Here is a 24,507-nt window from a genome sequence, read left to right on the forward strand (position 1 = left end):
CAGTTTTGATTATAATAATCCTAGCACCAAATTAAGCAAAGATTTCATTGCAGCTTATGAAAAAGTCAAATCAACAAAAGAACTTCCAGCATTTTCAGCTATGGGTGCAGATGCTTATTTTGTAATGTTAAATGCTATGAATGCTTGTATTGATAATCTTACAAGTAAATGCGTAAATGAAAAAATTCATCAAACCAAAAATTTTGAAGGGGTTTCAGGTATTATTAGCATTGATCAAAGTGGCAATGCTATCCGTTCTGTTGTGATTAAAGAAATTAAAAATCAAAAACAAAGTTATAAAGATACTATCAATCCTTAAAAAAGGAAAATAAAAGATTATGGATTTAACCTTATTTTTGCAGCAACTTGTCAATGGATTGAGTTTAGGAAGTATGTATGCACTTATTGCTGTAGGATATACTATGGTTTATGGAGTATTAAGATTAATTAATTTTGCCCATGGCGATATTATGATGGTAGGTGCTTATGCGGCTTTTTTTAGTGTGAGTAGCTTTCATGTTCCTTTTTTAGGTTCTTTGGCTTTGGCTATGATTTTTGCTGTTTGTGTTGGAATTGCTACAGATAAAATCGCGTATAAGCCTTTAAGACAAGCACCTAGAATTTCTTTGTTAATTACAGCAATTGGAATTAGTTTTTTCTTGCAAAATTTATTTAATATGCTTTTTACTTCAACTCCTAAAACTTTTATACCGCCAAATTATTTTGAAGAAAGTGTTAATTTAGGCGGAGTGATAACAACTTATGGTTCTTTGATAGTTCCTGCACTTACTTTTATTATTTTAATGGCGCTATTATGGATTTTATATAAAAGTAAATATGGCATTGCTATCCGTGCTTTAGCTTTTGATATACAAACAGTTAATTTAATGGGTATTGATGCTAATCGTATTATTGCTATAGTTTTTGCTTTAGGTTCAGCTTTAGCCGCAGTTGGGGGTGTGTTTTGGGCTGCGAATTATTATTTAGTAGAGCCTACTATGGGCACTTTAATAGGTTTAAAGGCCTTTGCTGCAGCAGTTTTAGGAGGTATAGGTTCTATAGTAGGTGCGGTTTTAGGTGGGCTTATTATAGGATTTACTGAAGTTGTTGTTGTGGCTTTGTTTCCTGATTTATCTGGTTTTAAAGATGCTTTTGCCTTTATATTTTTGGTATTTATATTGCTTTTTAGACCGACGGGAATTTTAGGTATCAATTTTGAAAAGAGTAGGTTTTGATAATGGTTAAGATTAAAGCTTCGCATTTGCTTTTTTTGATCGCTTCATTGGTTTTTATTTTTATTTCTCCTTATATTTTTGGTGATTATGGGTTAAATATCCTTAATCAAATTGCTATTTTTATTATCTTAGCTGTAAGTTATAATCTTATTAATGGCGTCACAGGGCAGTTTTCTTTAGAGCCTAATGGTTTTGTGGCTGTTGGTGCTTATGTAGCAGCTTTGGTTCTTTTAAGTGCTGATGCAAAAAAGGATCAGTTTTTTTTAGAGGGACCTAATGCTTTTATTTTAGCTATGCATTCTAATTCTTTTATTTTAGCTTTGTTAATAGCTGGAATTTGTTCTGCTTTACTTTCTTTTATTTTAGCTTTTGCCGTATTTCGTGTTAGGGGTGATTATTTAGCTATTGTAACTTTAGGATTTGGTATTATTATAAAAATTGCTGCTATTAATTTTCCTTCTATTACCAATGGTTCAAGAGGACTTGTAGATATTCCTCAATTTTCTACGATTTATTGGACAGGTGCTATTGCTATTTTAGCTGTTATTTTGATTTTAAATATAGTTTATTCTAAGTATGGCCGTGCTATGAAAGCTATAAAAGATGATGAAGATGCTGCTAGTGCAATGGGCATTGATACTTTTTGGATAAAAACTTTGGCTTTTGGTACTTCGGCATTTTTAGAAGGTGTTGGCGGGGGACTTTTAGCATGTCTTTTAACTACAGTTTCGCCTATGCAATTTGATTTTTTACTCACTTTTGAGCTTTTAATTATTATTGTTTTAGGTGGACTTGGATCCACTACAGGGGCTATTATAGGAACGGTTTTGGTTATTGGTGGGAGCGAATGGTTGAGATTTTTAGATGAGCTTAGTATAAAAATAGATTTTTTAAATATCAATATGCAATCAACTCCAGGCTTTAGAATGGTTGTTTTTTCTGTTGTGTTGATTTTGGTAATGCTTTTTGCAAGGAGGGGCATTATGGGGCATTATGAATTGAGTGATGTTTTAAGAAAAATAGGTCAATATTTAACTTTAAAAGGAGTAAGAAGTGATTTTGGAATTAAAACAAATTTCAAAAAGTTTTGGTAGTGTTCAAGCTATTAATGAAACTTCTTTTAAAATTAATGAAGGAGAGATTTTTGCCCTAATTGGGCCTAATGGAGCAGGGAAAACTACTCTTTTTAATATTATTACGGGTAATTATAAGCCTACTTCTGGTTCGGTTGAGTTTTTAGGACGAAAAATAGATCATTTAAAACCTCATAAAATTGTGCATTTAGGTATAGCTAGAACTTTTCAAAATATCAGACTTTTTGCTAGCATGAATGTGCTTGAGAATGTTTTAATTGGTTTTAATAAGCAAATGACTTATAGTGTTTTAGAAGCTTTTTTGCATTTAGGACGCTTTAAAAAAACAGAAAAGACTTTCAAAGAAAAAGCCTATGCTATATTAGAAGAGCTTGGCATTGCACAATTGGCTTTTGAAAAGGCTACGAGTTTAAGCTATGGACAGCAAAGAAAGGTTGAAATTGCAAGAGCTATGGCAACCCAGCCAAGATTATTATTGCTTGATGAACCTGCTGCAGGGATGAATAATTCTGAAAGCCATGAACTTGCTGAGCTTATTTTTAAATTGAAAAAAGAACATAAAATGAGTGTTTTATTAATAGAGCATGATATGAAATTTGTAAATAAATTATGCGATCGCGTTTTAGTGCTTGATTATGGAAAAACAATTTTTGAAGGAAAGCTTTGTGATGCTATAAACTATAAAGAAGTTATTGCTGCGTATTTAGGGGACTTTAATGCTAATAGTTAAAAATTTACATGTTTATTATGGTTTAATTGAGGCTGTTAAAGGTATAGATTTTAAAGTTCAAGCAGCTAGCATTGTTTCATTAATAGGATCTAATGGAGCTGGTAAAACTTCAACTTTAAATGCACTTTTAAATTCAGTTAAAAAAACAGGTGAAATCAATTTTTTAGGTTACGATACTAAAAGACATTTAACCCATACTCTAGTACAAAAAGGCATAGCTTTAGTTCCTGAAGGAAGGCGTGTTTTTATTAATTTAAGCGTGGAGGAAAATTTAAAAATAGGTGCTTTTAATAATTGTGAAAATTATGAGCATTTAAGAGAACAAATGTATAAACTTTTTCCAAGACTTGCAAATAAAAAGCATACTTTAGCCGGGAATTTAAGCGGAGGAGAGGCACAAATGCTTGCAATTTCTAGGGCTTTAATGAGTGAGCCAAAGCTTTTGATGCTAGATGAACCTTCTTTAGGCCTTGCGCCAAAAATTGTAGGCGAGGTATTTGATATTATTGTGCGTTTAAAAGAAGAAGGTATAACTATACTTTTAGTGGAGCAAAATGCTTACTCGGCATTAAAAATAAGCGATTATGCTTATGTTTTAGAAAATGGTCATATAGTTATGGAAGATAAAGCTAAAAATTTAATAGGTAATGATGAAATTAGAAAAAAATATTTAGGGCTTTAAGATTTAAGGATTAAAAAATGAAAAATATAATAAAAAGTATAGGAGATTTAAGAATTTCAATTGTTTTGTTTTTGCTTTTTGCATTTTTTTGTGCTTTAGCTACTTTTGTTGAAAGCATTTATGGAAGCCCGACTGCTTGGGCAATGATATATGATACTTTTTGGTTTGAATATATACAACTTTTGCTTGGTATTAATTTATTATGCGGAATGTTTTATTATAAAATGTTTAGGCTTAAAAAATTGCCTTTAATGATTTTTCATATTTCTTTTTTGTTTATTTTAGTAGGTTCTGCAATGACTCGGTATATGGGTTTTGAGGGGATTTTGCCTATTAGAGAACAAGAGCAAAATTCCCTTGTAGAGAGTTCTAAAACTTCTCTTCGTATTTCTGCTATTAAAGATGGACAACGCTATAGTGCGGTTAATGAGCGTTATATAGGTAATTTGCCCTTTGTTAACTCGTTTAAACTTAAGCTTGATTTAGGAGATGATCAGGCTATATTAAAATACAAAGATTTGATTTTAAATGCGCATTATACTTATGAGGAAAATAAAACTTTTAATCCTTTGCTTGTTTTAATGCTTGCACAAAAAGGATCTCAGGGTGTTGATGTGAAATTTCAAAAAGGCGAAATTAAAAATATAGAAGGGATTAATTTTGCTTTTATGAATGATGATGTGAAAGCCCCATTTGTTAAAATTGATGAAAATTTGACCTTAAGTTCAAGTGAGAATTTAGATTTTTTAAATATGTCAGAAGGTAAAAATTTAAAACTTAATGCGGGAGAAAATGCAAATACTAAAGAAAAAAGACTATATGAGATTAAAGATATTAGCTTTGTAGTTAAGTTTGCTTCTTTGCATGCACAAGAAATTTTAAAAGGTTCTAATAAAGAGCAAGATGAGAGTTTTTGGCTATGGGTGAAATCTGCGTGCTTAGAAGTGGCTAGAACTGTTTTGATTTCTGTTTTTGGAGAACCACAAAATTGGAAAAATTCTTTATTATTGCATTTTAAAGAATTTGCATTGAGCAATGAGGATAACAATACAGATTTAACAACAAATAATGCTTTAAAATTAGAATTAAAGTATAAAAATCAAAGCAAAGAATTTTATGTTTTTGAATTTGATAATCCTGTTGCTATAGAATTAGTAGGACAAAAATTCTTTATTTCTTGGGCACTTTCTTATAGACAATTGCCTTTTGATATTTATTTAAGAGATTTTATATTAGATCGTTATCCAGGTTCTATGTCTCCTTCTTCTTATGCAAGTGAAATTACTGTAAAAGATAATAATCAAAATTTTGATTATAGGATTTTTATGAATAATGTTTTAGATTATGATGGTTATAGGCTTTATCAAAGTTCTTATGATCAAGATGAAAAAGGGACTGTTTTATCTGTAAATAAAGATCCTGGCAAGATTCCAACTTATATAGGTTATTTTTTGCTTTGTTTGGGCATGTTTTTAAATTTTTTAAATCCTTATTCTAGATTTAGAACTTTAGCAAGATTGGTTAATAAAGATACTTTAAAACATACTAGTGCGATTTTTGTTTTTTCGTTTTTATTTTTAGGGTGGGAAAAAGGCATTGCCCAAGATATAAATTCAAGCTTGGCTTTGGTAAATCCTCAGCATGCTAAAGAACTTGCAAGTTTAATAGTGCAAAAATCATCAGATGGTAGAATGGTTCCTTTTGATACTTTATCAAGAGAAATTTTAGAAAAAATTCATCAAAGTCAAAGCTATAAAGGACAAGATTCTAACGCTATTATGCTTTCTATGCTAATTGATGTAAATAGCTGGCAAAAGGAGCCTTTTATTTTGATGCCGCAAAATAAAGCAGTGCGTGATGCTATGGCTAATATTTTAAAACTTCCTAGTCTTAAATATATTGCTTATAAAGATTTTTTTGATAAAAATGGAAACTATAAGCTTCAAAAATATGTTGAAAATGCTAATCGTAAAAACCCTAATGCAAGAGGAGTGCTTGATAAAGAAATTTTGAAATTAGACGAGAGGGCTAATATTGTAAATTTAGTTTTTAGCGGAGAATTGTTTAAATTCATTCCTATTCAAAATGATGTTAATAATACTTGGCTTGCACCTTTTTCTGCTGTAAGTACTCTTAAAGGGGATGAAGGATATATTGTTTTGGCTTTAATACAAAATTATTTTAGTGCAGTTGATAATGCTTTTAAAGATCAAAACTGGACTAAAGCCGATGAAGCTTTAAAATTGATCAAAGAATATCAAGAAAAAGCAGGATATAAAGTCATGCCAAGCAAAACAAAAATTGAAATGGAAATTTTTTCAAATAAAACTGAAATTTTTGTTAAACTCGCACCTGTGTATTTAATCGCAGGTTTTTTGCTTTTGCTTCTTGTTTTTCTAAAAATGATTGTGCCTAATTTTAAAATCACTTTCATATTTAAAATAGTTTATATTTTAAATATTTTAGCCTTTGTTTTACATACTATAGGTCTTGGAATTCGTGCTTATTTATCAGGACATGCCCCATGGAGTAATGGCTATGAAAGTATGGTTTATATAGCTTGGGCCTTATCTTTATCGGGTATATTCTTTTCAAGAAAAAGTCCTATGGCTTTATCATTGACTTCGATTTTATCGGGTATTGTGCTAATGGTTGCACATTTAAGCGAAATGAATCCACAAATTACAAATCTTGTTCCTGTGCTTAATTCTTATTGGCTTAGTATCCATGTATCTGTTATTACTGCTAGTTATGGATTTTTAGGACTTTGTGCCTTGCTCGGTATTTTTGTATTGCTTTTAATGTGTTTTCTTAAAAAAGATGGAAAACATAATACTAATATTTTAAGAAATATCACAGAAGCAACAAGGATTAATGAAATGGCAATGATTTTAGGGCTTTGTTTGCTTACTACGGGGAATTTTTTAGGTGCAATTTGGGCTAATGAAAGCTGGGGAAGATACTGGAGTTGGGATTCTAAAGAAACTTGGGCTCTTGTTAGTATTTTAGTTTATGCAGCTATTTTACATCTTAGAATGATTCCAAAATATTGCAATCAATTTATCTTTGCTTTATGGAGTATGTTTGCTTATTGGGTTATTATTATGACTTATTTTGGGGTAAATTATTTTCTAACAGGACTTCATTCTTACGCAGTAGGTGAGGCCGCTAGAATTCCTGATTATGTTTATTGGGGATTTGCATTAATGGTAGTTTTAGCACTTTTAGCAAGAAGAAAACGTGGATTTATAGGAAAGCTTTAAAAGATATTTGAGAGTTGTTTGATTAAATGCTATTGTGAAGACAATATCATTTAATCAAACACTTCATTTATAAATAAAATGCTAGTTTAATGTAAGTTGTATAAGCGTATAAAATTAAAATATTATGGTGCGCTTAAGAGGATTCGAACCTCTGGCCTTTTGAACCGCAATCAAATGCTCTATCCAGCTGAGCTATAAGCGCAAAAATGAAAATTATATATAAAAATCCTTAAAATAAGCCAAATTTTTATTTTATTGATGAAATTTTCGTGTTTTTACTATCATCTAGATCTAATTCTTTAAGCTTTTTAGAACGATAAAAAACAGCTCCAAGAATTAAAATAAAACATATGATAGTGAAAATGTATAAAGTCCCATAAGGATTATCTTTGAAGAATAAATTATTAGTATTCATGCCAAAAAATCCTACAATAAGATTTAAGGGTAAAAATATCGATGAAAGTATGCTTAAAAGATAAATATTTTGATTCATTCTTTCGTTTTTAATCTCACTGGTTAGTTTATAAATATTATCTAATCTTATGAGATTTTCTTTAGTATTTTTTAATAGCATATTAATGCTTAAATTAAGAGCTTTGAGATTTTTTTTATATTGGTTTTGTTCGCTTAAAAGAAGATTGAAAGCTTCGCTAAGAAGATTGATTTGCTTTAAATTTTTATTCATTTTTTGTCTTAAAACAAAGGCATTTTTAAAGAAATTTTTTACAAAATTGTCTTTTAAAATAATGCTTTCTTTGTATTCTAAAATATTTTCACAATGTAAATTTTGATTTTTAAAATTCTCGATAATTTTTTTAATAAAATTTGAAAATTCTTCAAGATCAGAGGGTAAAAAACGGTTTTCATCAAGTTTGTAAATTTTATCTTCTTCAAAAGAAAAAACTTTGAATTGTTTTGCATTGGCATACACAAAAATCTTTTTTCCATAAAGATCTGAATAAAGCGTTTCTATATTTTTATTTTGTAGCATTTTTTTTAAATTTTCATCAATTTGCATTTTACTTTCCTCTTTTTGTATAAAATTCTTTTTTAAATTGTGAAAAAGAATTTGAGAGTATAGCTTTTTGCATTTGTTTTGTAAGATCAAGATAATAATGTAAATTATGCAAACTTGCTAAGCGGAAAAAAGTCAGTTCTTTAGCCTTAAAAAGGTGATTTAAATAAGCACGTGAAAAATTAGAGCAAGTATAACATGTGCATGTTTTATCTATGGGTTCATGGTCGTTTATAAATTCAGTTTTTTTGATATTAAATTTTCCAAAACTTGTAAAAAAACTTCCATTTCTTGCATTTCTTGTTGGCATAACACAATCAAACATATCTATTCCGCGTTCGACATTTTCTACTAAATCTTCAGGTGTTCCAACTCCCATTAAATACCTTGGGCGATTTTCATCCATAAAAGGGGTTAAATTTTGTACAGTTTCATACATTAAAGCATTTTCCTCTCCTACGCTAAGCCCTCCAATTGCCAAACCATCAAAAGGCATTTCATTTAAGGCTAAAGCACAGCGTTTTCTTTCTTCATAATCAGTTCCTCCTTGAATGATTCCAAAGATATTTTGTTTTAAAGTCCTGCCTTGATCTTGCATCAATTTATGGTAAGTGACGGCTTCTTTTGCCCATGATATAGTGCGATCTACAGAGATTTTGATTCTTTGTTTTGTTGTGGGTAAGGCTGTTAAATCATCTAAAACCATAGCAATATCAGAATTAAAATCATATTGCATATCTAAAACGTTTTGAGGCGTAAAAAGATGATAGCTTCCGTCAATATGGCTTTTAAATTGTATGCCTTTATCATAATGTTTAGAATTTTTACTTAAAGAAAAGGCTTGAAATCCTCCACTATCAGTTAAAAAACTTCTATCGAAATTTGTAAAACCATGCAATCCTCCGCAATTTTTAATGATCTTAGATCCAGGGCGTAAGTACATATGATAGGTATTTGCTAGGATGATTTTTGCGTCAAGTTTATCTTTTATATCATTAGCATCAAGACTCTTAACACAAGCAAGCGTGCCAACTGGCATGAAAACAGGGGTTAAAAAACCACTGTGTGCAGTGCTTATTTGACAAACTCTAGCCATGCCATCTTTATGCTTTAATTTAAATTCCATTTGTTATAATTCCTTTTTTGGAGTTAAAAATGAATCATATTTTAATTATAATAGATGGTATTTTAGCAAAGCATTTCTTAGAAAGGCTTTGTTTTGAAAAAGGATTGGGATATTTTTTTACAGTTGTGTGTCACAATGGTCAAAAAAGCAATTTAAATCTTCTTAGTGAAGATATGGATTTGCATTATTTTGATCCTACAAGTACAGCACGTCTTGAAAATATCATGGTTAAAGATTTTAAACAAGCCTTTATTTATATGCAAGATGAGTTTGAAACTAAAAAAAGTTATGAGGCTTTGCGTTCTTTAAATGCGAATTTAGAAATAGAAATAATGGATTTTTGGGGTTTAAGTATAAATGATACGCATGCGAATTTAGCTGATGCTAGAATGACTTTAAGTCGTAGATTTATGGATTTTTTGCCTGATATTGCTTTAACAGCTCAATATATAGGATTAGGGCTTGGGGAAATAATGGAGGTAAAAATTCCACCAGGATCTATTTTTGCATATAGACATATAAGTTCTATACAGCAAAAAAGATGGCGTATTGTTCTAATTTATAGGAATTCTAAAATTTATTTTGTTAAACCTTCTTTTGTTTTAGAGCCTAATGATAGTATTTTAATTGTAGGCGATCCTGTTGTTTTGCAGAGTATTTTTCATAATATACGAGGTAAAGCAGGGCAATTTCCTATGCCTTTTGGAAGTAATATTTTTGCTTTCATTGATATGAAAAACATGAGTGAAGAAATACAAGAAAGAATACTTGATACGACTTTAAAATTAGCCCATAAAAGCAATACAAAAAAGTTTTTTATCCATGTGATCAATCCTACATTAGATTCTATGTATGAAAGATTAAAGGAATTTTCTTATGAGAATCAAGGAGTATTTTTTGATTATTTTAACACCCATTTTAAAAAGCTTTATGCGCAATTGCAAAATAAAGATATTGGTTTAATCATAACTGATATAAGGACTTTTGAAAAAGAAAAAAGAAGCTTGTTTGATTTAAAGATTCCTATTATAAAAGTAGGTGAGATGGAATTTGATAAGGTTAAAGAAGCTATTATTTTAAGTGCGGATGAAAGTGAACTTGAAAATAATGCTAATGTGATTACGGATTTAAGTAAGCAGCTTGATTTTGGAGTGGTTTTGTATTATTATAATCCTAATTTGCAAAACACCACAGATATGGAAGAATATTTTAGAAGCTTATCCAAGCTTTATGATAAAAATATACAAATTATCAATAAAAATGATCAAAACCCGCTTTTAAATTTGCAATATCGTCAAGATTTATTGCAGTTTGTAAGTTTTCAAAAAGAGTTATTAAATGGAAATTTTGGCAGAAGTTTGAGTATGAATTTAAATAGACATTATTATAAAATGAGACAAAATTATCAACTTTTCATACCAGTAGAATAAATAATTAATTAAATGTGTTAGAATAAAATCAAAAAGAGTATTGAATGCAAGTAGAAGTAAAATTAAAACAAAATCCTTATAAAGTTTATATTGATGAGCTTGAAAATTTAGAATTTAACACTAAAGTTTTTATACTTTCAAATCCTAAAATTTCAGGACTCCATCTAGAAAAACTATTATCTAAAATTAAGGCAAAAGAACTTTTTATAGGCATTGTAAAAGATGGGGAAGAATACAAAAATTTAGCTACCATAGAAGAGATTTTAAACCAAATGTTTAATTCTAGGCTAGATAGAAAAAGTATACTTATAAGTTTTGGAGGTGGAGTTATTAGCGATATGGGTGGTTTTGCGGCCAGTATTTATCAAAGAGGAATTGAATTTATTAATATCCCTACAACTCTTTTAGCTTGTGTGGATGCTGCAGTAGGCGGGAAAACAGGAGTAAATAATGATTTTGGCAAAAATCTTATTGGTACTTTTTATCAGCCAAAAGCTGTGTATTGTCAAAGTGAGTTTTTAAAAACCTTAGGTTCTAAAGAGCTTAGTGCGGGCATGGCTGAATTTATAAAAATGGCTATAATTTTTGATAAAAATTTGCTTGATTTTATAGAAAATATAGATGAAAAGAGTTTTTTAAATGCTAGTTGTGAAAATGAAATTTTTACTCAAATTATTGCTAAGAGTGTGCAGCTTAAGGCAAAAATTGTAGAATTAGATGAAAAAGAATCTAAACTTAGAATGCTTTTAAATTTTGGACATACTTTTGCCCATGTGATAGAAAAATTTACAGATTATAAAGTATATTTACATGGTGAAGCCGTAGCTATAGGTATGAATATGGCAAATTATTTAGCTTGTAATTTGGGATTTTTAAGCAAGCATGAATGCCAAAGAATAGAATCCATTTTACTTAAGTTTGCTTTGCCTATTTTTTATAAAATCGATAAGGTTGAGGAATTTTATGAAGCTTTTTTTATGGATAAAAAAAGTTCTGATAAAAAACTTAATTTTATTCTTGCGGATTCTTTAGGTAAAGGTGTAATAAAAGATGATATTTCTAAAAAAGATATCATTGCAAGCTTAAAAGAGTTTCAATGAAGAAAATTATTGTTTTGATTTTTTTTGTGCTTGGTGCTTGGGGTGATGCAAATGTTAGTATTGTTAATAATGTCAACGAAAGAATTAAAACTTTAGATACAGCTATTAGTGCTAGTATTTGGAACATACGCTATGAAAATTTTATAAAATATCAAGATATTAAAGATGAATTAGCTTTATTAAATCTTGATCTTAAGAAAAGTTCTAATACTTACGAACAAGAAGAGCTTAAACGTAAAATAATCAATTTAGAAGAACAATTAAGCTTGCTTAAAGAATATAAAGATTTAAATTTCGCCCAAAGTTTTAATACACCTAATAGCATAGAAACTTTGCCTAAGCTTACTAATCCTTTAGCTATTATTGGAGCGTTTTCTCATATTAAAAAATTAAAAGAAAAAAAAGAAGAATACGCTTTTAAATTTAATGATTTTAAAAATTTAGTGGATAAAATCAGAGAAAAAAATTTAGAACTTAAAGAATTGGCTGAGCTTAGGCCAAATCCTAAAAATATAAAAGCATTAAAAATATCGGATAAGAAGTTAGAAGAATTTGAGCAAGCTTTGAATTTTGCTAGTGTTTCTTATTCTGTTTATGAGAAAAAAATTGATGAAGAATTAGTGCGAGTGGGCATTGAGATTAAAGTTCAAAGTTTAAGGGCTGTGAATATACTTATTGCTATTATTATTGTTATAGCTATAGCTTTTATTTTAAAATTCCTTGCGAAAAAATATATTAAAGATAATGAGGGTTATTATACAGCAACTAAAATCATTAATTTTATTAATATTAATATTATTTTTCTTATTTTGCTTTTTGCTTATATAGAAAATATTACTTATCTTGTAACCATACTTGGTTTTGCTTCTGCGGGTTTGGCTATTGCGATGAAAGATATGTTTATGTCTATGCTTGGTTGGTGTGTGATAGTTTTTGGTGGTAGTTTTAGAGTAGGGGATCGTGTTAAGGTTTTTCAAAATGATACGACTTATGTGGGTGATATTATAGACATTTCTTTTTTACGCATTACGCTTTATGAAGAGCTTACTCTTGAAACTTATAGTAAAAATCGCCGTAGTGGGCGTATTATATTTATACCTAATAATTTTGTTTTTACTAATTTACTTGCTAATTATACCCATCATGGCATGAAAACAGTACTTGATGGTATTGATATAAGCATTACTTTTGATAGCAATCTAGACAAAGCACAAGAAATCGTTGAAAATATCATTACACGTCATGCTAAAGGATACACAGAGCTTGCTAGAAAAAGCATGATACGTTTGCAAAATGAATATAATATTAAAAATCCTAAGGTAGAACCAAGATTTTTTATGTTTTTTGAACATTGGGGGATGAGAATTTCAGCTTGGTATATGACTAATGCTTATGCGGCTTTAGCTCTTAGAAGTACTATTAGTAAAGAGATTATTAAAGAGTTTAATAAGCATGAGGATATTAAAATTGCCTATCCAGCACAAAATTTATATTTAAGAAAAACACATGATTTTAAGGAGAATTCTTATTTTCATACAAAGGATAAAAATTGAAAGAAAAAGTTTTTTTTAAAACCTTTGGATGTCGTACAAATATCTATGATACAGAGCTTTTAAAAAGCTATGTGAAAGATTATGAAATCATAAATGATGAAAATCAGGCCCAAATTATTGTTGTTAATTCTTGTACGGTTACTAATGGTGCTGATAGTGGTATAAAATCTTATATCAATTCTATGCAAAAAAAGGGGATTAAAATCATACTTACAGGATGTGGAGCAGTCAGTAAAGGCAAGGAGCTTTTTAATGCAAAGCAAGTTTTTGGGGTTCTTGGGGCTTCAAATAAAGATAAGATTAATCAATTTTTATCTTTTAAAACAAGTTTTTATGAGCTTGGAAATTTAAATTTTATTGATAAAGATATAGTGAGTGAGTATAAAAATCATACTAAAGCCTTTGTTAAAATTCAAGAAGGTTGTGATTTTGCTTGTTCTTATTGTATTATCCCTAGTGTGCGTGGTAAGTCAAGGAGTGTAGATGAAAAAGTGCTTTTAAAACAAGTTGAAATTTTAGCATCTAATGGCTATAGTGAAATTGTTTTAACAGGGACAAATATAGGATCATATGGGCTTAAAAATGGGACAAGCTTAAGCAAGCTTTTACAAAAAATGGGACGAATTTCTGGTATAAAACGCATAAGGCTTGGCAGTTTAGAACCTGCACAAATTGATGAAGCTTTTTTAGAACTTTTAGATGAGGCTTGGCTTGAAAGACACTTGCATATTGCTTTGCAGCATACAAGTGAAACAATGCTTCGCATAATGAGAAGAAGATCACACACAAATAATGATTTAAAGCTTTTTAATATTATAGCAAGTAAAGGCTATGCTTTAGGAACTGATTTTATCGTAGCGCATCCAGGAGAAAGTGAAGAAATTTGGCAAGAGGCTTTAGAGCGTTTTAAAGAATTTCCTCTTACTCATATCCATGCTTTTATTTTCAGTCCTAGGGATAATACTTATTCTGCCACTATGAAAAACACTATTAATGGGGCTTTAGCCAAAGAAAGGTTAAATATTTTAACAAGTATAATTAAAGATAATAATTATAAATTCAGGCAAAATCATAAAATCCCTCTTGAGATTTTAATAGAAAATAAAAAAGAAGGTTTTTTTGAGGGTTATGATCAGTTTTTTAATAAAATTAAAATTAAAAGCAATGAGGATATAGCTAAAGAGTGGATCACTCTTTCTCAATATGAAGTACAAGAAAAATTTAATTTTGCAAATTTAAAGGCTAGCAATGAAAAATAAAAAAATTATAGGGATTTCTTTTTTGATAATATGTGTGCTTTTTGGAATTTTATATTTTAAAAATGAACCCAAATATATAGATCAAAATCTTTATCAAAGTTTATTAAATCAAAATTTGATACAAAAAGCTATAGTGGATAAAGATGAAATTTGGTTAAAAACTAGCGGAGAAAATTATGTTATTATTAAAGAAGGGGTAGATATAAAAGAGCTTTTAGAAAAAGTCCCTGTCGAAAATAAGCAAGATAACACCCTTTGGATATTTTTTATTTTGTTTATCTTTATCATTACACTTTTATTAAGTCTTGGTTATTTTGCACGCAAAAAAGAGCTTGCAAAATACCCTATATCAAGCAAGAGTCAAAGTCAAAATTCTAATGTAAATTTAGAAAATTCTCATATTAAACCTGTGATTTCAAATATCACTTTTGATGATGTTGCAGGGGTTGATGAGGTGAAAATGGAGCTTAGTGAGCTTGTGGATTTTTTGCAAAATCCTAAAAAATATAAAGAATTTGGTGTAAAAATGCCAAAAGGTGTATTGATGGTAGGGCCTCCAGGGGTGGGTAAAACACTTATTGCTAAAGCTGTTGCAGGAGAGGCTGGAGTGCCGTTTTTTTACCAGAGTGGTTCTAGTTTTGTTGAAATTTATGTAGGTATGGGTGCAAAAAGAGTAAGAGAGCTTTTTTCTAAGGCTAAAATGATGGCACCTAGTATAGTGTTTATAGATGAGATAGACGCTGTAGGCAAGGCTAGAGGTGAAATGTCGAATGTAGAAAGAGATAGTACCTTAAACCAGCTTTTAACTCAAATGGATGGATTTGAAGATAATAGTGGGGTCATAGTCATAGCTGCTACTAATAAAATCGAGCTTATGGATCCTGCTTTGTTGCGATCAGGGCGTTTTGATAGGAGAATTTTTTTATCTTTACCTGATTTTAAAGACAGATTAAAGATTTTAGAAATTTATATGAAAGATAAAAATAATAATGTCAATTTAAGCAAAATTGCTAAGGCAAGTGTGGGCTTTAGTGGAGCGGGGCTTGAAACCTTAGTCAATGAAGCTGCTATTAATGCTTTAAGAAGAGATAATAGCTTAGTCGAAGAAAGCGATTTTTATGCTGTATTAAATAAAGTGCTTTTAGGCAAAAAGAAAATTTTAAGTTTTAATGATGAAGAGAAAAAGATCCAAGCCACCTATCAGGCTGCAAAAGCTTTAAGTGCGTATTATTTTGATATAGGATTTGAAAAAATTACTCTTATAGAAGATCGTTTTAGAGAATATGAGCATAATATAAGATCAAAATCAGAGCTTATAAATCGTATTAAAGTTTATTTATCAGGATCTAGGGCTATGAAATTAATTTATAATGAAAGCTATACGAATTCGCAAAATGATTTTATAAAGGTTAAAGAATTGCTTGATTATATGATAAGTTTTGACATGTTAGAAGAAGCTAATTTAAAGCAGCAAAAACAAGAAATGGATGAATTTTTAAGTTCTATGAAGGATAAAATTTTAAAATTAGCCGATCTTTTACTTGAAAAAGAAAAATTAGAATATGAAGATGTTAAAAATATAATCCAAATTTAGTGTCTATTTAATCATCTATTTGTTTATCTAGTATGCTTCCATTGAAGTCTATAAGGAATTTTATGTCATTGTCGAGTTTGATTTTATAATGATTGATTTTTCTTTCGATTTCTTTGGCTTTGGTATTAGGAAATTCGTTTTTGATGATATCGACTAAATTCTTAGGTAAAAAATCTAAATTAAAGGGAAAAGCCTTGTTTTCGATCTCCTTCCAGCTTCCATCTATATCAAATTCAAGTTCAGTCCCATCACTAAGGTATACTTCATAAGAGTTTTTATCTTTTTGGACTACGCCTATGGGAGCTTTAAAATTACGCTGTAAAAATTCTTTAGAAGTATGAGGCAAATTTTCAGCAGAGATAATAATATCAGCGTTTAAACATATGCACAAGATATTAATAATGCTTAAAATTTTAATTTTCAATATTTTTCCTCATTATTTTTCACAAAATTGTAAAGAATTTATGTGAATTTTATGTGAATTTTAAGACAATATTACAAAAAATAAAGGCTGTGTTTGTTGACATTTTTTTTCATTTTTTTAAATATTTTATGTTATTTTTTAATCTCTTATGATTATTATGATTTGCTTGGGCTTAATATTTTGTTTTTCAAAGGAGCTTATTGGCAGCTTTTAAGTGCTATGTTTATACATGGTAATTTAACTCATCTTATTTTAAATATGATAGTTTTATTTCAATTTGGACGTATTTTAGAGACTTATTTGGGATCTTTTCGTTTTTCTTTGCTTTATCTTGGCGGAGGGTTATTGTGTTCGCTTTTAAGTGCTTTTTATGTATATTTTGATTTTAATTATTTTAAAACAAGCATCAATCTTGTGGGTGCTAGCGGAGCAATTTGTGTTTTGATGGGATTTTATGCTGTTTTTGATAAAAATAGTGCAAAAGGACTTGTGGTTGCGATTTTGCTTATGAGTTTTGTTCCTTTATTTATGGGTATAAATATCGCTTGGTATGCACATATTTTTGGTTTTATTTGTGGCTATATTTTAGCTAAATTAAAGAGGTAAAATGAAAAAGATTTATATCATAAGACATGCAAAGGCAAATAAAGATAAAAGCATTAATGATTTTGATAGAAAATTAGCTAAAAGTGGAAAAGAAGATTTGAAAAAACTTTGTAAAAACCTTGCTGTGTATCAGATACAACCTGATTTTATATTATCAAGTCCTGCTATTAGGACTGCTAAAACAGCCAAAAAATTAGCCAAATTTTGTAATTTTAATAAAAACAAAATTCAATTTAATAAAAAACTCTATCTTGGCAATGTTGAAGTTGTGTTAAAGATTTTGCAAGGTATTGATAATAAGTTTAATGAGATATTCTTAATAGGTCATAATCCTGTATTGATAGAACTTGGAGAATTATTAAGTTCATTGTGTTTGGCTTCTTTTCCTACCTCTTCTATATTGTGTTTGGAATTTAATATTGATGAATTTGAAAATTTAAAAGAACATACAGGAAAATTAGTGTTTTTTGAACACGTGAGAAAACTTAAAGAAGAAAAAGATTTGGATTTTTAAAAAAATATAAATTTTTATTTCCAACCTTCTATATAATTTTTAAGTTTTCTTCCTACCTTAGGATGTTTAAGTTTTTTAATAGCTGAACTTTCGATTTGTCTTACTCTTTCTCGGGTGACATTAAGTTCTTTGCCTATTTCTTCTAAAGTCCTATCACTTTCATCTTCCATGAGGCCAAAACGCATACGAATAACAGCTTTTTCTCTGTCGTTTAATTGATCTAAGACTTCATCGATTTGTTCTTTTAAGTCGTCTTTTAAAATATGTTCCATAGGAGAAAGCGAATTTCTATCTTCTACAAAATCTCCAAATTTTCCATCATCTTCATTGCCTATAGGAGCTTCAAGAGAAATAGGTTCTTTAGTGATTTTAATCACTTGTTTGACTTTATCTATACTTAAGCCAACTTCTTTAGCTATGATGCTTACATCAGGTTCTTTGCCGTCTTTTTGCAGGTATTCACGGATGATTTTATTGATTTGATTAATAGTTTCTATCATATGAATAGGAATTCTTATAGTTCTTGCTTGATCGGCTATAGCTCTTGAAATAGCTTGTCTGATCCACCAAGTCGCATAGGTAGAAAATTTATATCCTCTTTTGTACTCAAATTTATCCACTGCTTTCATTAATCCTATATTGCCTTCTTGAATAAGATCTAAAAAAGGCAAACCACGATTTGTATAGCGTTTAGCTATGCTTACAACAAGACGTAAATTGGATTTAGCCATCCTACCTTTGGCTTCATCAGAGATTTTTTTACCCCGTTTGATTTGTTCTAAAATTTCTTTTAAACGCGATTTTTCAAGATCAAAACTTTTTTCACTAGCTTCTTTGGTTTGAAAGAGTTTTTTAATCTCCATATAAGTACTTACCATGGTTGTTTCAAGAGATCTTTCTGTGATTTCTTCTTTGCTAAGTTTGGTAATATCTTTTAAAATATCTGCATGACGTTTTTTAAGTTCATCAGAAAACATGGGTAAGCGGTATTCTAAACGCTTTAATTCTTTATCAAATTCCTCATCGCTTTTTAATGCAGTTTCCATTGATTTAACAATTTCACTAATAAGTTTTGAAGTAGGACCTAAATCCATTAATTTTTCTTTTAGAATATTTTTTTTAAATGCAATGCTAAGTTTGTCTAGAAGTTCATCCCCGCTTTCTTTATCTTTAGAAGTTTTTAGCCAATCTTTTTTGGCTTTTTCAAGAGCTTTAAATTTTTCAATCACTTTTAAAGTTCTTTCATCTTCTTTTTTATAAGTTTTTTTATTCTGTTCTTCATCTGCTTCTAATTCTGTTTCGTTTTCATCTTCATCGATATCAAGTTCATCGAGTTTGTCTTCGCCTTTTTCTTCATCGTCAAAACTTTTAAATAATTCTTTTACGCGTCTTTCTCGATTGATTAAAGGTTCTTGATAATCTAAGATAAAATCGATCAAATAAGGCACAGAACAAAAAGCATCAATGATAATATCTTCACCAAGTTCTATTTTTTTAGAAATTTCAATTTCTTCATCTTTATTAAGCAAGGCAATTTGCCCCATTTCTCGTAAATACATACGTACAGGAGAGTCTGATCTACTCCATTCTAAGAGATCGTTTTCATTGGCTAAATCAAATTCATTTTCTAAGCTTGTATCTTGGAGTTTTTGTTTTTCTTCTTGAAGTCTTTTTGCATCTTCAATATTTTTCATTTGAGCAATTTCAGCAGCCGAGAAAAGCTGTACTTTGTGCTTTTTCATCAAAGCTTGCACTTTTTTGGTTATTGTAATATTTGGTTGTTTAGTGAGGTATTTTACTAGCTTTTCATAAGTAATATAATCTTTTGCATTTTCTTGAAACAATTCTTCTAATTCAGCTTCTTGAATTTTAGCATTCATTGATTTTCCTTAGAATTTATATAAGCTTTGGATTTTATCTAAAAATTCCTTAATTTTGTATATAAATTGGTTTTTTATAATTATGATTTGAAGATTTTTTCAAATTTTTCTAAAGCTCTATTGAAATTATAATTTTTCCTTTTTAGGGTATAAAATTTACGTTTTAAATTGATGTTTTTTAATTTGATTTCATAAAGGGTAGAATTTTGCAATTCCTTTTCTATACTTTTTTTAGAAAAAATTGAAATAGCTGTTTTTTCCAAGATTAGTTCTTTTATAGCTACCATTCTATCAAGTTCTAAAAAAATATTGAGTTTTTTTGAACTTTCGCCAATTTCATTAAGAAATTTATCCCTTAGACCCGATCCTGCTTCTCTTAATATCCATTTGTAATTTAAAAGTTCGTCTATATAAAATTCTTTTTTACTTAAGCTTTTATCGCTTGTTGCTACTATTAATTCATCCTCTTGCCAAAAGGTCATTTCTAAATTTTCATATTCTATTAAATTGTGATCAAGTTCTGCTTCAATGATTGCAAATTCTATAAATCCGTTTTTAAGCAAATGCAAGCATTCTTTTGAATTTTTCGTTTGTAAATGGATGATTATATTTTTAAATTCTGTTTTAAAATCAAATAAAATAGGAACTAAAAAATGTTCAGAAATGCTTTGAGTGCATGCTATGTCAATCCTACCTAAGATCATGCTTTCATCATTGAGATTTTCTAAGCTTTTATAGTATTCTTGTACTAATTTTAACCATTTTTTTCCTAATTCTAAAGCCTTGGGCGTGGGTAAGAGTTTTTTCCCAAGTCTTTCAAACAAAACACTGTCTAATTTATCTTCTAAATTTTTAATTATGATTGAAACATTAGGTTGGGTTATAGAAAAATTATTAGCTGTATTAGTGGGGCTTTGTGTGTTTAAAAGATCTAAAAAAATTTCCATATCTTTAATCTTCATAAATTGTTATCCTTATTATAATAAAAAAAAATTATTATAAAAATTAAAATAATATATTTTTATAATTTTAATAAACAAAATATAATAACACAAAAATTTAAAAAGGAAAAATTATGAAAACAAGTTTTTTAAAACATATGTTTGCTATGGTGCGTTCGAATTTTAAAGGTTTGTTTTTTACAGCTTGCATAGCATTTTTTGCCATGTATCTTTCAAGTTTGCAAAGCATTAAAGATACTACTCATTTAGCAGCCACTGCTTTTGCTATTATTATAGGAGTTTTGCTTTCGCCTTGGTTTTTTAAATATCAGCATTATTTTCAAGCAGGAGTGCATTTTAGTGCTAAAAAACTTTTAAGATTAGGGATTGTTTTATATGGTTTTAATATCACTTTAACAGAACTTTTAAGTGTAGGTTTAAAAGGGTTTTTACTCTCTGCTATAGTCATCTTTTTTGTATTTATTATAGCTTTATTCGTGGGAGTAAAATTATTTAAATTAGACAAAGAAACTTCAATGCTTGTGGGTGCTGGTAGTGCTATTTGCGGTGCTGCTGCAGTGTTGGCTTTAGAAGCTAGTTTAAAAAGTGATCCTTTTAAGGGTATTTTGGCTGTTGGTACTGTGGTGATTTTTGGACTTGTATTTATGTTTTTATATCCTATTGCTTTTTCTTTAGATTTATTTCCTTTTTTTGATCAAAATGCTATGGGTGTTTTTATGGGTGCGACCTTGCATGAAGTAGCTAATGTTGCGGGTGCAGCTGAAATGGCAAAAGATATGGCAGGTTTTGAGCAAGGTGCTTCTAATATTGCAGTGATTGTGAAAATGATGAGAGTGATTTTGCTTGTTCCATTTTTGCTTATTATTACTTATTTATTTGCGAAAAATCAACATGTAGGTACTGGAAAAACTGCTAAAAATATTACTATACCTTATTTTGCTTTTGCTTTTTTAGCTATGATAGTTTTAAACACTTATTTAGCAAGCAAAGAAAGTATTTTAGGTCTAGCTACAAGTGATATTATTTGCTTAGGCAGAACTTTTTGTACTGTGTGTATTGTTTTTGCTATGGCTGCTTTAGGTTTGCAAATTGATTTTAAAAAGTTTTTAAAAAGTGGTTCTAGAGTGTTTGGTTTGGCTTTTGTTTTAGGACTTGTTTTGATTTTTGGTGGTTATTTTTTAACCCTGGTATTTAAAGATATACTTTGGTAAAAAAATAATTTTTGTTAATTAAATTTAAGATATAATTCATCTTATTTTAAAATTTTTAATTATTTTATTAAGGAAATAGTAATGAAAATGATTTTTACAAGCATTTTAAGTTCTTGTTTATTAGTTTCAGCTTTAAGCGCTGTATCCTTTAAAGAAGATAGCTTAAAAATATCTTTTGAAGGTTATAAAACAGAAAGCATGGTAGGGGTAGAAGGTGAGTTTAAGAATGTAGAATATAAATTTCCTAAAAACACTAAAGATTTACCAAGTTATCTTAAGGGTGCTAAAGCCACTATCAAACCAAGTGAAGCTTTCATGGGTGAAGGCAATGACACTATAACAAATAATATTACTAAGGTGTTTTTTCCTAATTTATTAGGTGATACACAGATTAAAGTAATGTTTGAAGATGTTGTTGCAGGTCAGAACAAAGGAGTGATTTCGGCAAAAATCACTATGGATAAAAAAAGTATTATCATACCTTTAGTCTATGAGTTAAAAGATGATAAATTTAAAGCCAAAGGTCAGTTGGATTTGCATGCTTTTAAAAACAGTTCTAAAGCCTTGCAAGCATTAAGCGATGCTGCTCCAGGACATGGTGGAATTTCTTGGCCTTTAGTAGATATTAGTTTTGATGCGGATGTAGTAGAATAAAAAGTAGCCTTATGGCTACTTTAAAATACAATATTTTCTTAAATTATTTTCAAAAATTTTATAGTTTTTTATATCTTGAAGTTCTTTGTGAATTTTGCTGCCTTTCCATAGAATAAAAACTGTATTTTTATAGTGTATTTTTTTGCAAATTTCAAGCAAAGGTTTAATATCCATTAAGGCCCTTGAAGTGATAATGTCTGCTTGAAGCAGATCTTTATAATCTTGAATTTTTTCTTTATAGATATTTAAATGATCAAGTTTGCATTCTATTTTTATACTTCTTAAAAAAGCAGCTTTTTTGGCATTAGGTTCAAAAAGATGAAAATCATTTTTTAGCAAAAAGGCTAAAAATACTGCGGGAAAACCCGCACCACTTCCTATATCTACGATGTTTTTTGCTTGAGAAAAATCATAAAAATCTAAAATTTTAACGCTATCTAATATATTTTCATCGATATTTTTTAATTGTGTGAGGTTGTGAATGCGGTTAAATTTTTTTAATATATCTTTGTAAATGCGGATTTTTTCTTCAAAAGCTTTTAAATCATATTTTTGTAAAAAACCATAATTTTGAAAATTCATTTACTTAAATGTCCCATTTGGATTTGCTTTATATTTAAATATTCTGCATTAAAGCGATTAGGCTCTATGAGGATGGGAACACGTGCAATGATTTTTTCTTTAATGGAATTTATTTTTTCAGGATTGTTTGTTAATAAATTTACTTTAGAAATCCCATAATGTTTGAGTATAAAATCTACTATTTCATAGCTTCTTTCATCGGCTTTAAAACCAAGTTGATGATTGGCTTTTATCGTATCAAAACCTTTATCTTGCAAGGCATAAGCGTTGATTTTATTAAAAAGTCCTATTCCGCGTCCTTCTTGTCTGAGATAAATCACCATCCCTCCTTTTTCTTCTATGTATTTTAAAGAAAATTCTAATTGTTCTCCACAATCACATTTTAGGCTTCCTAAAGCATCTCCTGTAAGACATTCTGAGTGTATTCTTAGATTGAGTGGGTTTTTAGGAAGGTTTTTAAATATACACAAATGTTCTTTTTCGTTTTCTTTGAAACTTTGCATTTGGAAATTTCCCCATTTGCTAGGCAAATTCGCAATTTCTGAAATTTTTATTTTCATTTACTACTCTCTATAATCAAATTTATGTTAAGATTGTATCTAAAAAGGATAAAAAATGTTTAAAAGATTTAGAAGATTAAGACTTAATAACAACTTAAGAGCTATGGTAAAAGAAAATTCTTTAAGCATAAATGATCTTATTTATCCGCTTTTTGTAGTTGATGGAAAAGGCATAAAAAAAGAAATTGCTTCTATGCCTGATGTTTTTCAAATGAGTTTAGATGAGATTTTAAAAGAATGTGAGAATATAATAGATTTAGGCATTAAAGCTATTTTACTTTTTGGCGTGCTTCAAGAGGATAGAAAAGATAGCTGTGGGAGTGATGCTTTAGACGATGAGGGGCTTATTGCAAGAAGTATAAGAGAGATTAAAAAGCACTTCCCTCAACTTTTTGTTATTAGTGATCTTTGTTTTTGTGAGTATACTGATCATGGGCATTGTGGGATTATTGATATAAAAACTAAAAGTGTAGATAATGATGCGACTTTAGAAATTTCATCGCAACAAGCCTTAGTGCATGCTAGAGCTGGGGTAGATATGATAGCTCCTAGTGGTATGATGGATGGTATTGTGCAGGTTTTGCGTGAGGTTTTAGACAAGAATGATTATGAAAATTTACCTATAATGAGTTATTCGACTAAATTTGCTTCAAGTTATTATGGTCCTTTTAGGGATGTGGCACAATCAAGTCCAAGTTATGGCGATAGAAAAACTTATCAAATGGATTTTGCAAATGGCAAAGAAGCCTTAGAAGAAAGCTTAGAGGATATGATTGAAGGTGCGGATATTTTGATGGTAAAACCTGCTTTAGCTTATCTTGATGTGGTAAAAGAAATTTCTTTTTATTCTAATGTGCCTTTGTGTGTTTATAATGTAAGTGGAGAATATGCTATGTTAAAAGCTGCACAAAAAGCAGGAGTGATTGATTATGAAAAAGTGCTTTTTGAAACTATGATAGCTTTTAAAAGAGCGGGGGCAAAGCTTATTATTACCTATCATGCAAAAGAAATAGCTAAGATGTTAAAAGGCTAA

At 29.3% G+C, this 24,507-nt stretch carries 22 protein-coding genes, 1 tRNA gene and 1 pseudogene; 16 read left to right on the forward strand and 8 right to left on the reverse strand.

What is annotated here, in order from left to right:
* The 6 genes and pseudogenes from GRQ01_RS04800 to GRQ01_RS04825 form a co-directional block, all read left to right on the forward strand.
* Window positions 1–319 (forward strand): annotated as a pseudogene (locus tag GRQ01_RS04800) (ABC transporter substrate-binding protein); the annotation flags it as partial.
* A gap of 19 nt (window positions 320–338) precedes the next feature.
* The gene (locus tag GRQ01_RS04805; protein WP_158334687.1) at window positions 339–1,235 is read left to right on the forward strand and encodes a branched-chain amino acid ABC transporter permease; all 897 of its coding nucleotides are present in this window, start codon (window positions 339–341) and stop codon (window positions 1,233–1,235) included.
* Window positions 1,235–2,329, forward strand: coding sequence for a branched-chain amino acid ABC transporter permease (locus tag GRQ01_RS04810; RefSeq protein ID WP_373447881.1), 1,095 nt, complete (start codon window positions 1,235–1,237; stop codon window positions 2,327–2,329). The genes GRQ01_RS04805 and GRQ01_RS04810 overlap by 1 nt, the downstream gene beginning before the upstream one ends.
* A complete protein-coding gene (locus GRQ01_RS04815; RefSeq protein ID WP_203121223.1) occupies window positions 2,289–3,059 on the forward strand; it encodes an ABC transporter ATP-binding protein in 771 nt (256 codons plus the stop codon). The genes GRQ01_RS04810 and GRQ01_RS04815 overlap by 41 nt, the downstream gene beginning before the upstream one ends.
* Entirely contained in the window at window positions 3,046–3,741 is a 696-nt protein-coding gene (locus GRQ01_RS04820) for an ABC transporter ATP-binding protein (protein ID WP_158334688.1), read from the forward strand. The genes GRQ01_RS04815 and GRQ01_RS04820 overlap by 14 nt, the downstream gene beginning before the upstream one ends.
* A 17-nt stretch (window positions 3,742–3,758) precedes the next feature.
* A complete protein-coding gene (locus GRQ01_RS04825; protein WP_158334689.1) occupies window positions 3,759–7,004 on the forward strand; it encodes a cytochrome c biogenesis protein in 3,246 nt (1,081 codons plus the stop codon).
* A 125-nt stretch (window positions 7,005–7,129) separates the two neighbouring features.
* Here the strand turns inward: GRQ01_RS04825 and GRQ01_RS04830 are convergent.
* The 3 genes from GRQ01_RS04830 to tgt all read right to left on the reverse strand — a co-directional run bounded on the left by GRQ01_RS04830 (window position 7,130) and on the right by tgt (window position 9,145).
* Window positions 7,130–7,206: transfer RNA gene (locus tag GRQ01_RS04830), tRNA-Arg, on the reverse strand.
* A 45-nt stretch (window positions 7,207–7,251) separates the two neighbouring features.
* A complete protein-coding gene (locus tag GRQ01_RS04835) occupies window positions 7,252–8,022 on the reverse strand; it encodes a CorA family divalent cation transporter (protein WP_158334690.1) in 771 nt (256 codons plus the stop codon).
* A 1-nt stretch (window position 8,023) separates the two neighbouring features.
* Window positions 8,024–9,145 carry a tRNA guanosine(34) transglycosylase Tgt gene (tgt, locus tag GRQ01_RS04840; RefSeq protein WP_158334691.1) on the reverse strand — a complete coding sequence of 374 codons (1,122 nt, stop codon included), beginning with the start codon at window positions 9,143–9,145 and terminating at the stop codon, window positions 8,024–8,026.
* A gap of 29 nt (window positions 9,146–9,174) precedes the next feature.
* On the opposite strand from tgt, the gene GRQ01_RS04845 reads away from it, so the two are divergent.
* From GRQ01_RS04845 to GRQ01_RS04865, 5 genes are read left to right on the forward strand one after another with little or no spacing between them, the layout of a single operon-like run.
* Window positions 9,175–10,575 carry a COG3400 family protein gene (locus tag GRQ01_RS04845; RefSeq protein WP_158334692.1) on the forward strand — a complete coding sequence of 467 codons (1,401 nt, stop codon included), beginning with the start codon at window positions 9,175–9,177 and terminating at the stop codon, window positions 10,573–10,575.
* 44 nt (window positions 10,576–10,619) lie between these two features.
* Complete coding sequence (gene aroB, locus GRQ01_RS04850; RefSeq protein ID WP_158334693.1) at window positions 10,620–11,675, forward strand: 3-dehydroquinate synthase; 1,056 nt, start codon at window positions 10,620–10,622, stop codon at window positions 11,673–11,675.
* The gene (locus GRQ01_RS04855) at window positions 11,672–13,228 is read left to right on the forward strand and encodes a mechanosensitive ion channel family protein (protein ID WP_158334694.1); all 1,557 of its coding nucleotides are present in this window, start codon (window positions 11,672–11,674) and stop codon (window positions 13,226–13,228) included. Before aroB ends, GRQ01_RS04855 begins: the two co-directional genes overlap by 4 nt.
* Window positions 13,225–14,487, forward strand: a complete 1,263-nt coding sequence (gene mtaB / locus GRQ01_RS04860) for a tRNA (N(6)-L-threonylcarbamoyladenosine(37)-C(2))-methylthiotransferase MtaB (protein WP_158334695.1) — start codon at window positions 13,225–13,227, stop codon at window positions 14,485–14,487. Before GRQ01_RS04855 ends, mtaB begins: the two co-directional genes overlap by 4 nt.
* On the forward strand, window positions 14,477–16,081 hold the full coding sequence (locus GRQ01_RS04865) for an AAA family ATPase (protein ID WP_158334696.1): 1,605 nt from the start codon (window positions 14,477–14,479) through the stop codon (window positions 16,079–16,081). The genes mtaB and GRQ01_RS04865 overlap by 11 nt, the downstream gene beginning before the upstream one ends.
* A gap of 7 nt (window positions 16,082–16,088) precedes the next feature.
* On the opposite strand, the gene GRQ01_RS04870 is transcribed toward GRQ01_RS04865, so the two are convergent.
* A complete protein-coding gene (locus GRQ01_RS04870) occupies window positions 16,089–16,505 on the reverse strand; it encodes a PepSY-like domain-containing protein (protein WP_158334697.1) in 417 nt (138 codons plus the stop codon).
* Between the two features lie 93 nt (window positions 16,506–16,598).
* Between GRQ01_RS04870 and GRQ01_RS04875 the strand changes: the two genes are divergently transcribed.
* Both GRQ01_RS04875 and GRQ01_RS04880 read left to right on the forward strand, forming a co-directional pair.
* Window positions 16,599–17,111: a rhomboid family intramembrane serine protease gene (locus GRQ01_RS04875; RefSeq protein ID WP_158334698.1), complete on the forward strand. Its 513-nt coding sequence runs from the start codon at window positions 16,599–16,601 to the stop codon at window positions 17,109–17,111.
* Between the two features lies 1 nt (window position 17,112).
* Window positions 17,113–17,625 (forward strand): SixA phosphatase family protein, encoded by a 513-nt coding sequence (locus GRQ01_RS04880; protein WP_158334699.1) that lies wholly within the window; start codon window positions 17,113–17,115, stop codon window positions 17,623–17,625.
* Window positions 17,626–17,639: 14 nt separating this feature from the next.
* On the opposite strand, the gene rpoD is transcribed toward GRQ01_RS04880, so the two are convergent.
* Together rpoD and GRQ01_RS04890 are read right to left on the reverse strand one after the other, a co-directional pair.
* On the reverse strand, window positions 17,640–19,505 hold the full coding sequence (gene rpoD, locus GRQ01_RS04885) for an RNA polymerase sigma factor RpoD (protein ID WP_158334700.1): 1,866 nt from the start codon (window positions 19,503–19,505) through the stop codon (window positions 17,640–17,642).
* 80 nt (window positions 19,506–19,585) lie between these two features.
* Window positions 19,586–20,467 (reverse strand): LysR family transcriptional regulator, encoded by an 882-nt coding sequence (locus GRQ01_RS04890; RefSeq protein WP_158334701.1) that lies wholly within the window; start codon window positions 20,465–20,467, stop codon window positions 19,586–19,588.
* Between the two features lie 113 nt (window positions 20,468–20,580).
* Between GRQ01_RS04890 and GRQ01_RS04895 the strand changes: the two genes are divergently transcribed.
* Together GRQ01_RS04895 and GRQ01_RS04900 are read left to right on the forward strand one after the other, a co-directional pair.
* Window positions 20,581–21,678 (forward strand): YeiH family protein, encoded by a 1,098-nt coding sequence (locus GRQ01_RS04895; protein ID WP_158334702.1) that lies wholly within the window; start codon window positions 20,581–20,583, stop codon window positions 21,676–21,678.
* An 81-nt stretch (window positions 21,679–21,759) separates the two neighbouring features.
* Window positions 21,760–22,332 carry a hypothetical protein gene (locus tag GRQ01_RS04900; protein WP_158334703.1) on the forward strand — a complete coding sequence of 191 codons (573 nt, stop codon included), beginning with the start codon at window positions 21,760–21,762 and terminating at the stop codon, window positions 22,330–22,332.
* 15 nt (window positions 22,333–22,347) lie between these two features.
* Here the strand turns inward: GRQ01_RS04900 and rsmG are convergent, their stop codons facing one another.
* Window positions 22,348–22,914 (reverse strand): 16S rRNA (guanine(527)-N(7))-methyltransferase RsmG, encoded by a 567-nt coding sequence (gene rsmG / locus GRQ01_RS04905; RefSeq protein WP_158334704.1) that lies wholly within the window; start codon window positions 22,912–22,914, stop codon window positions 22,348–22,350.
* A complete protein-coding gene (gene ribA, locus GRQ01_RS04910; protein WP_158334705.1) occupies window positions 22,911–23,474 on the reverse strand; it encodes a GTP cyclohydrolase II in 564 nt (187 codons plus the stop codon). Before ribA ends, rsmG begins: the two co-directional genes overlap by 4 nt.
* Window positions 23,475–23,529: 55 nt before the next feature.
* Between ribA and hemB the strand changes: the two genes are divergently transcribed.
* Window positions 23,530–24,507 (forward strand): porphobilinogen synthase, encoded by a 978-nt coding sequence (gene hemB / locus GRQ01_RS04915; protein ID WP_158334706.1) that lies wholly within the window; start codon window positions 23,530–23,532, stop codon window positions 24,505–24,507.

The organism is Campylobacter bilis (genome assembly GCF_016806695.1).
Taxonomy (GTDB): Bacteria; Campylobacterota; Campylobacteria; order Campylobacterales; family Campylobacteraceae; genus Campylobacter_D; species Campylobacter_D bilis.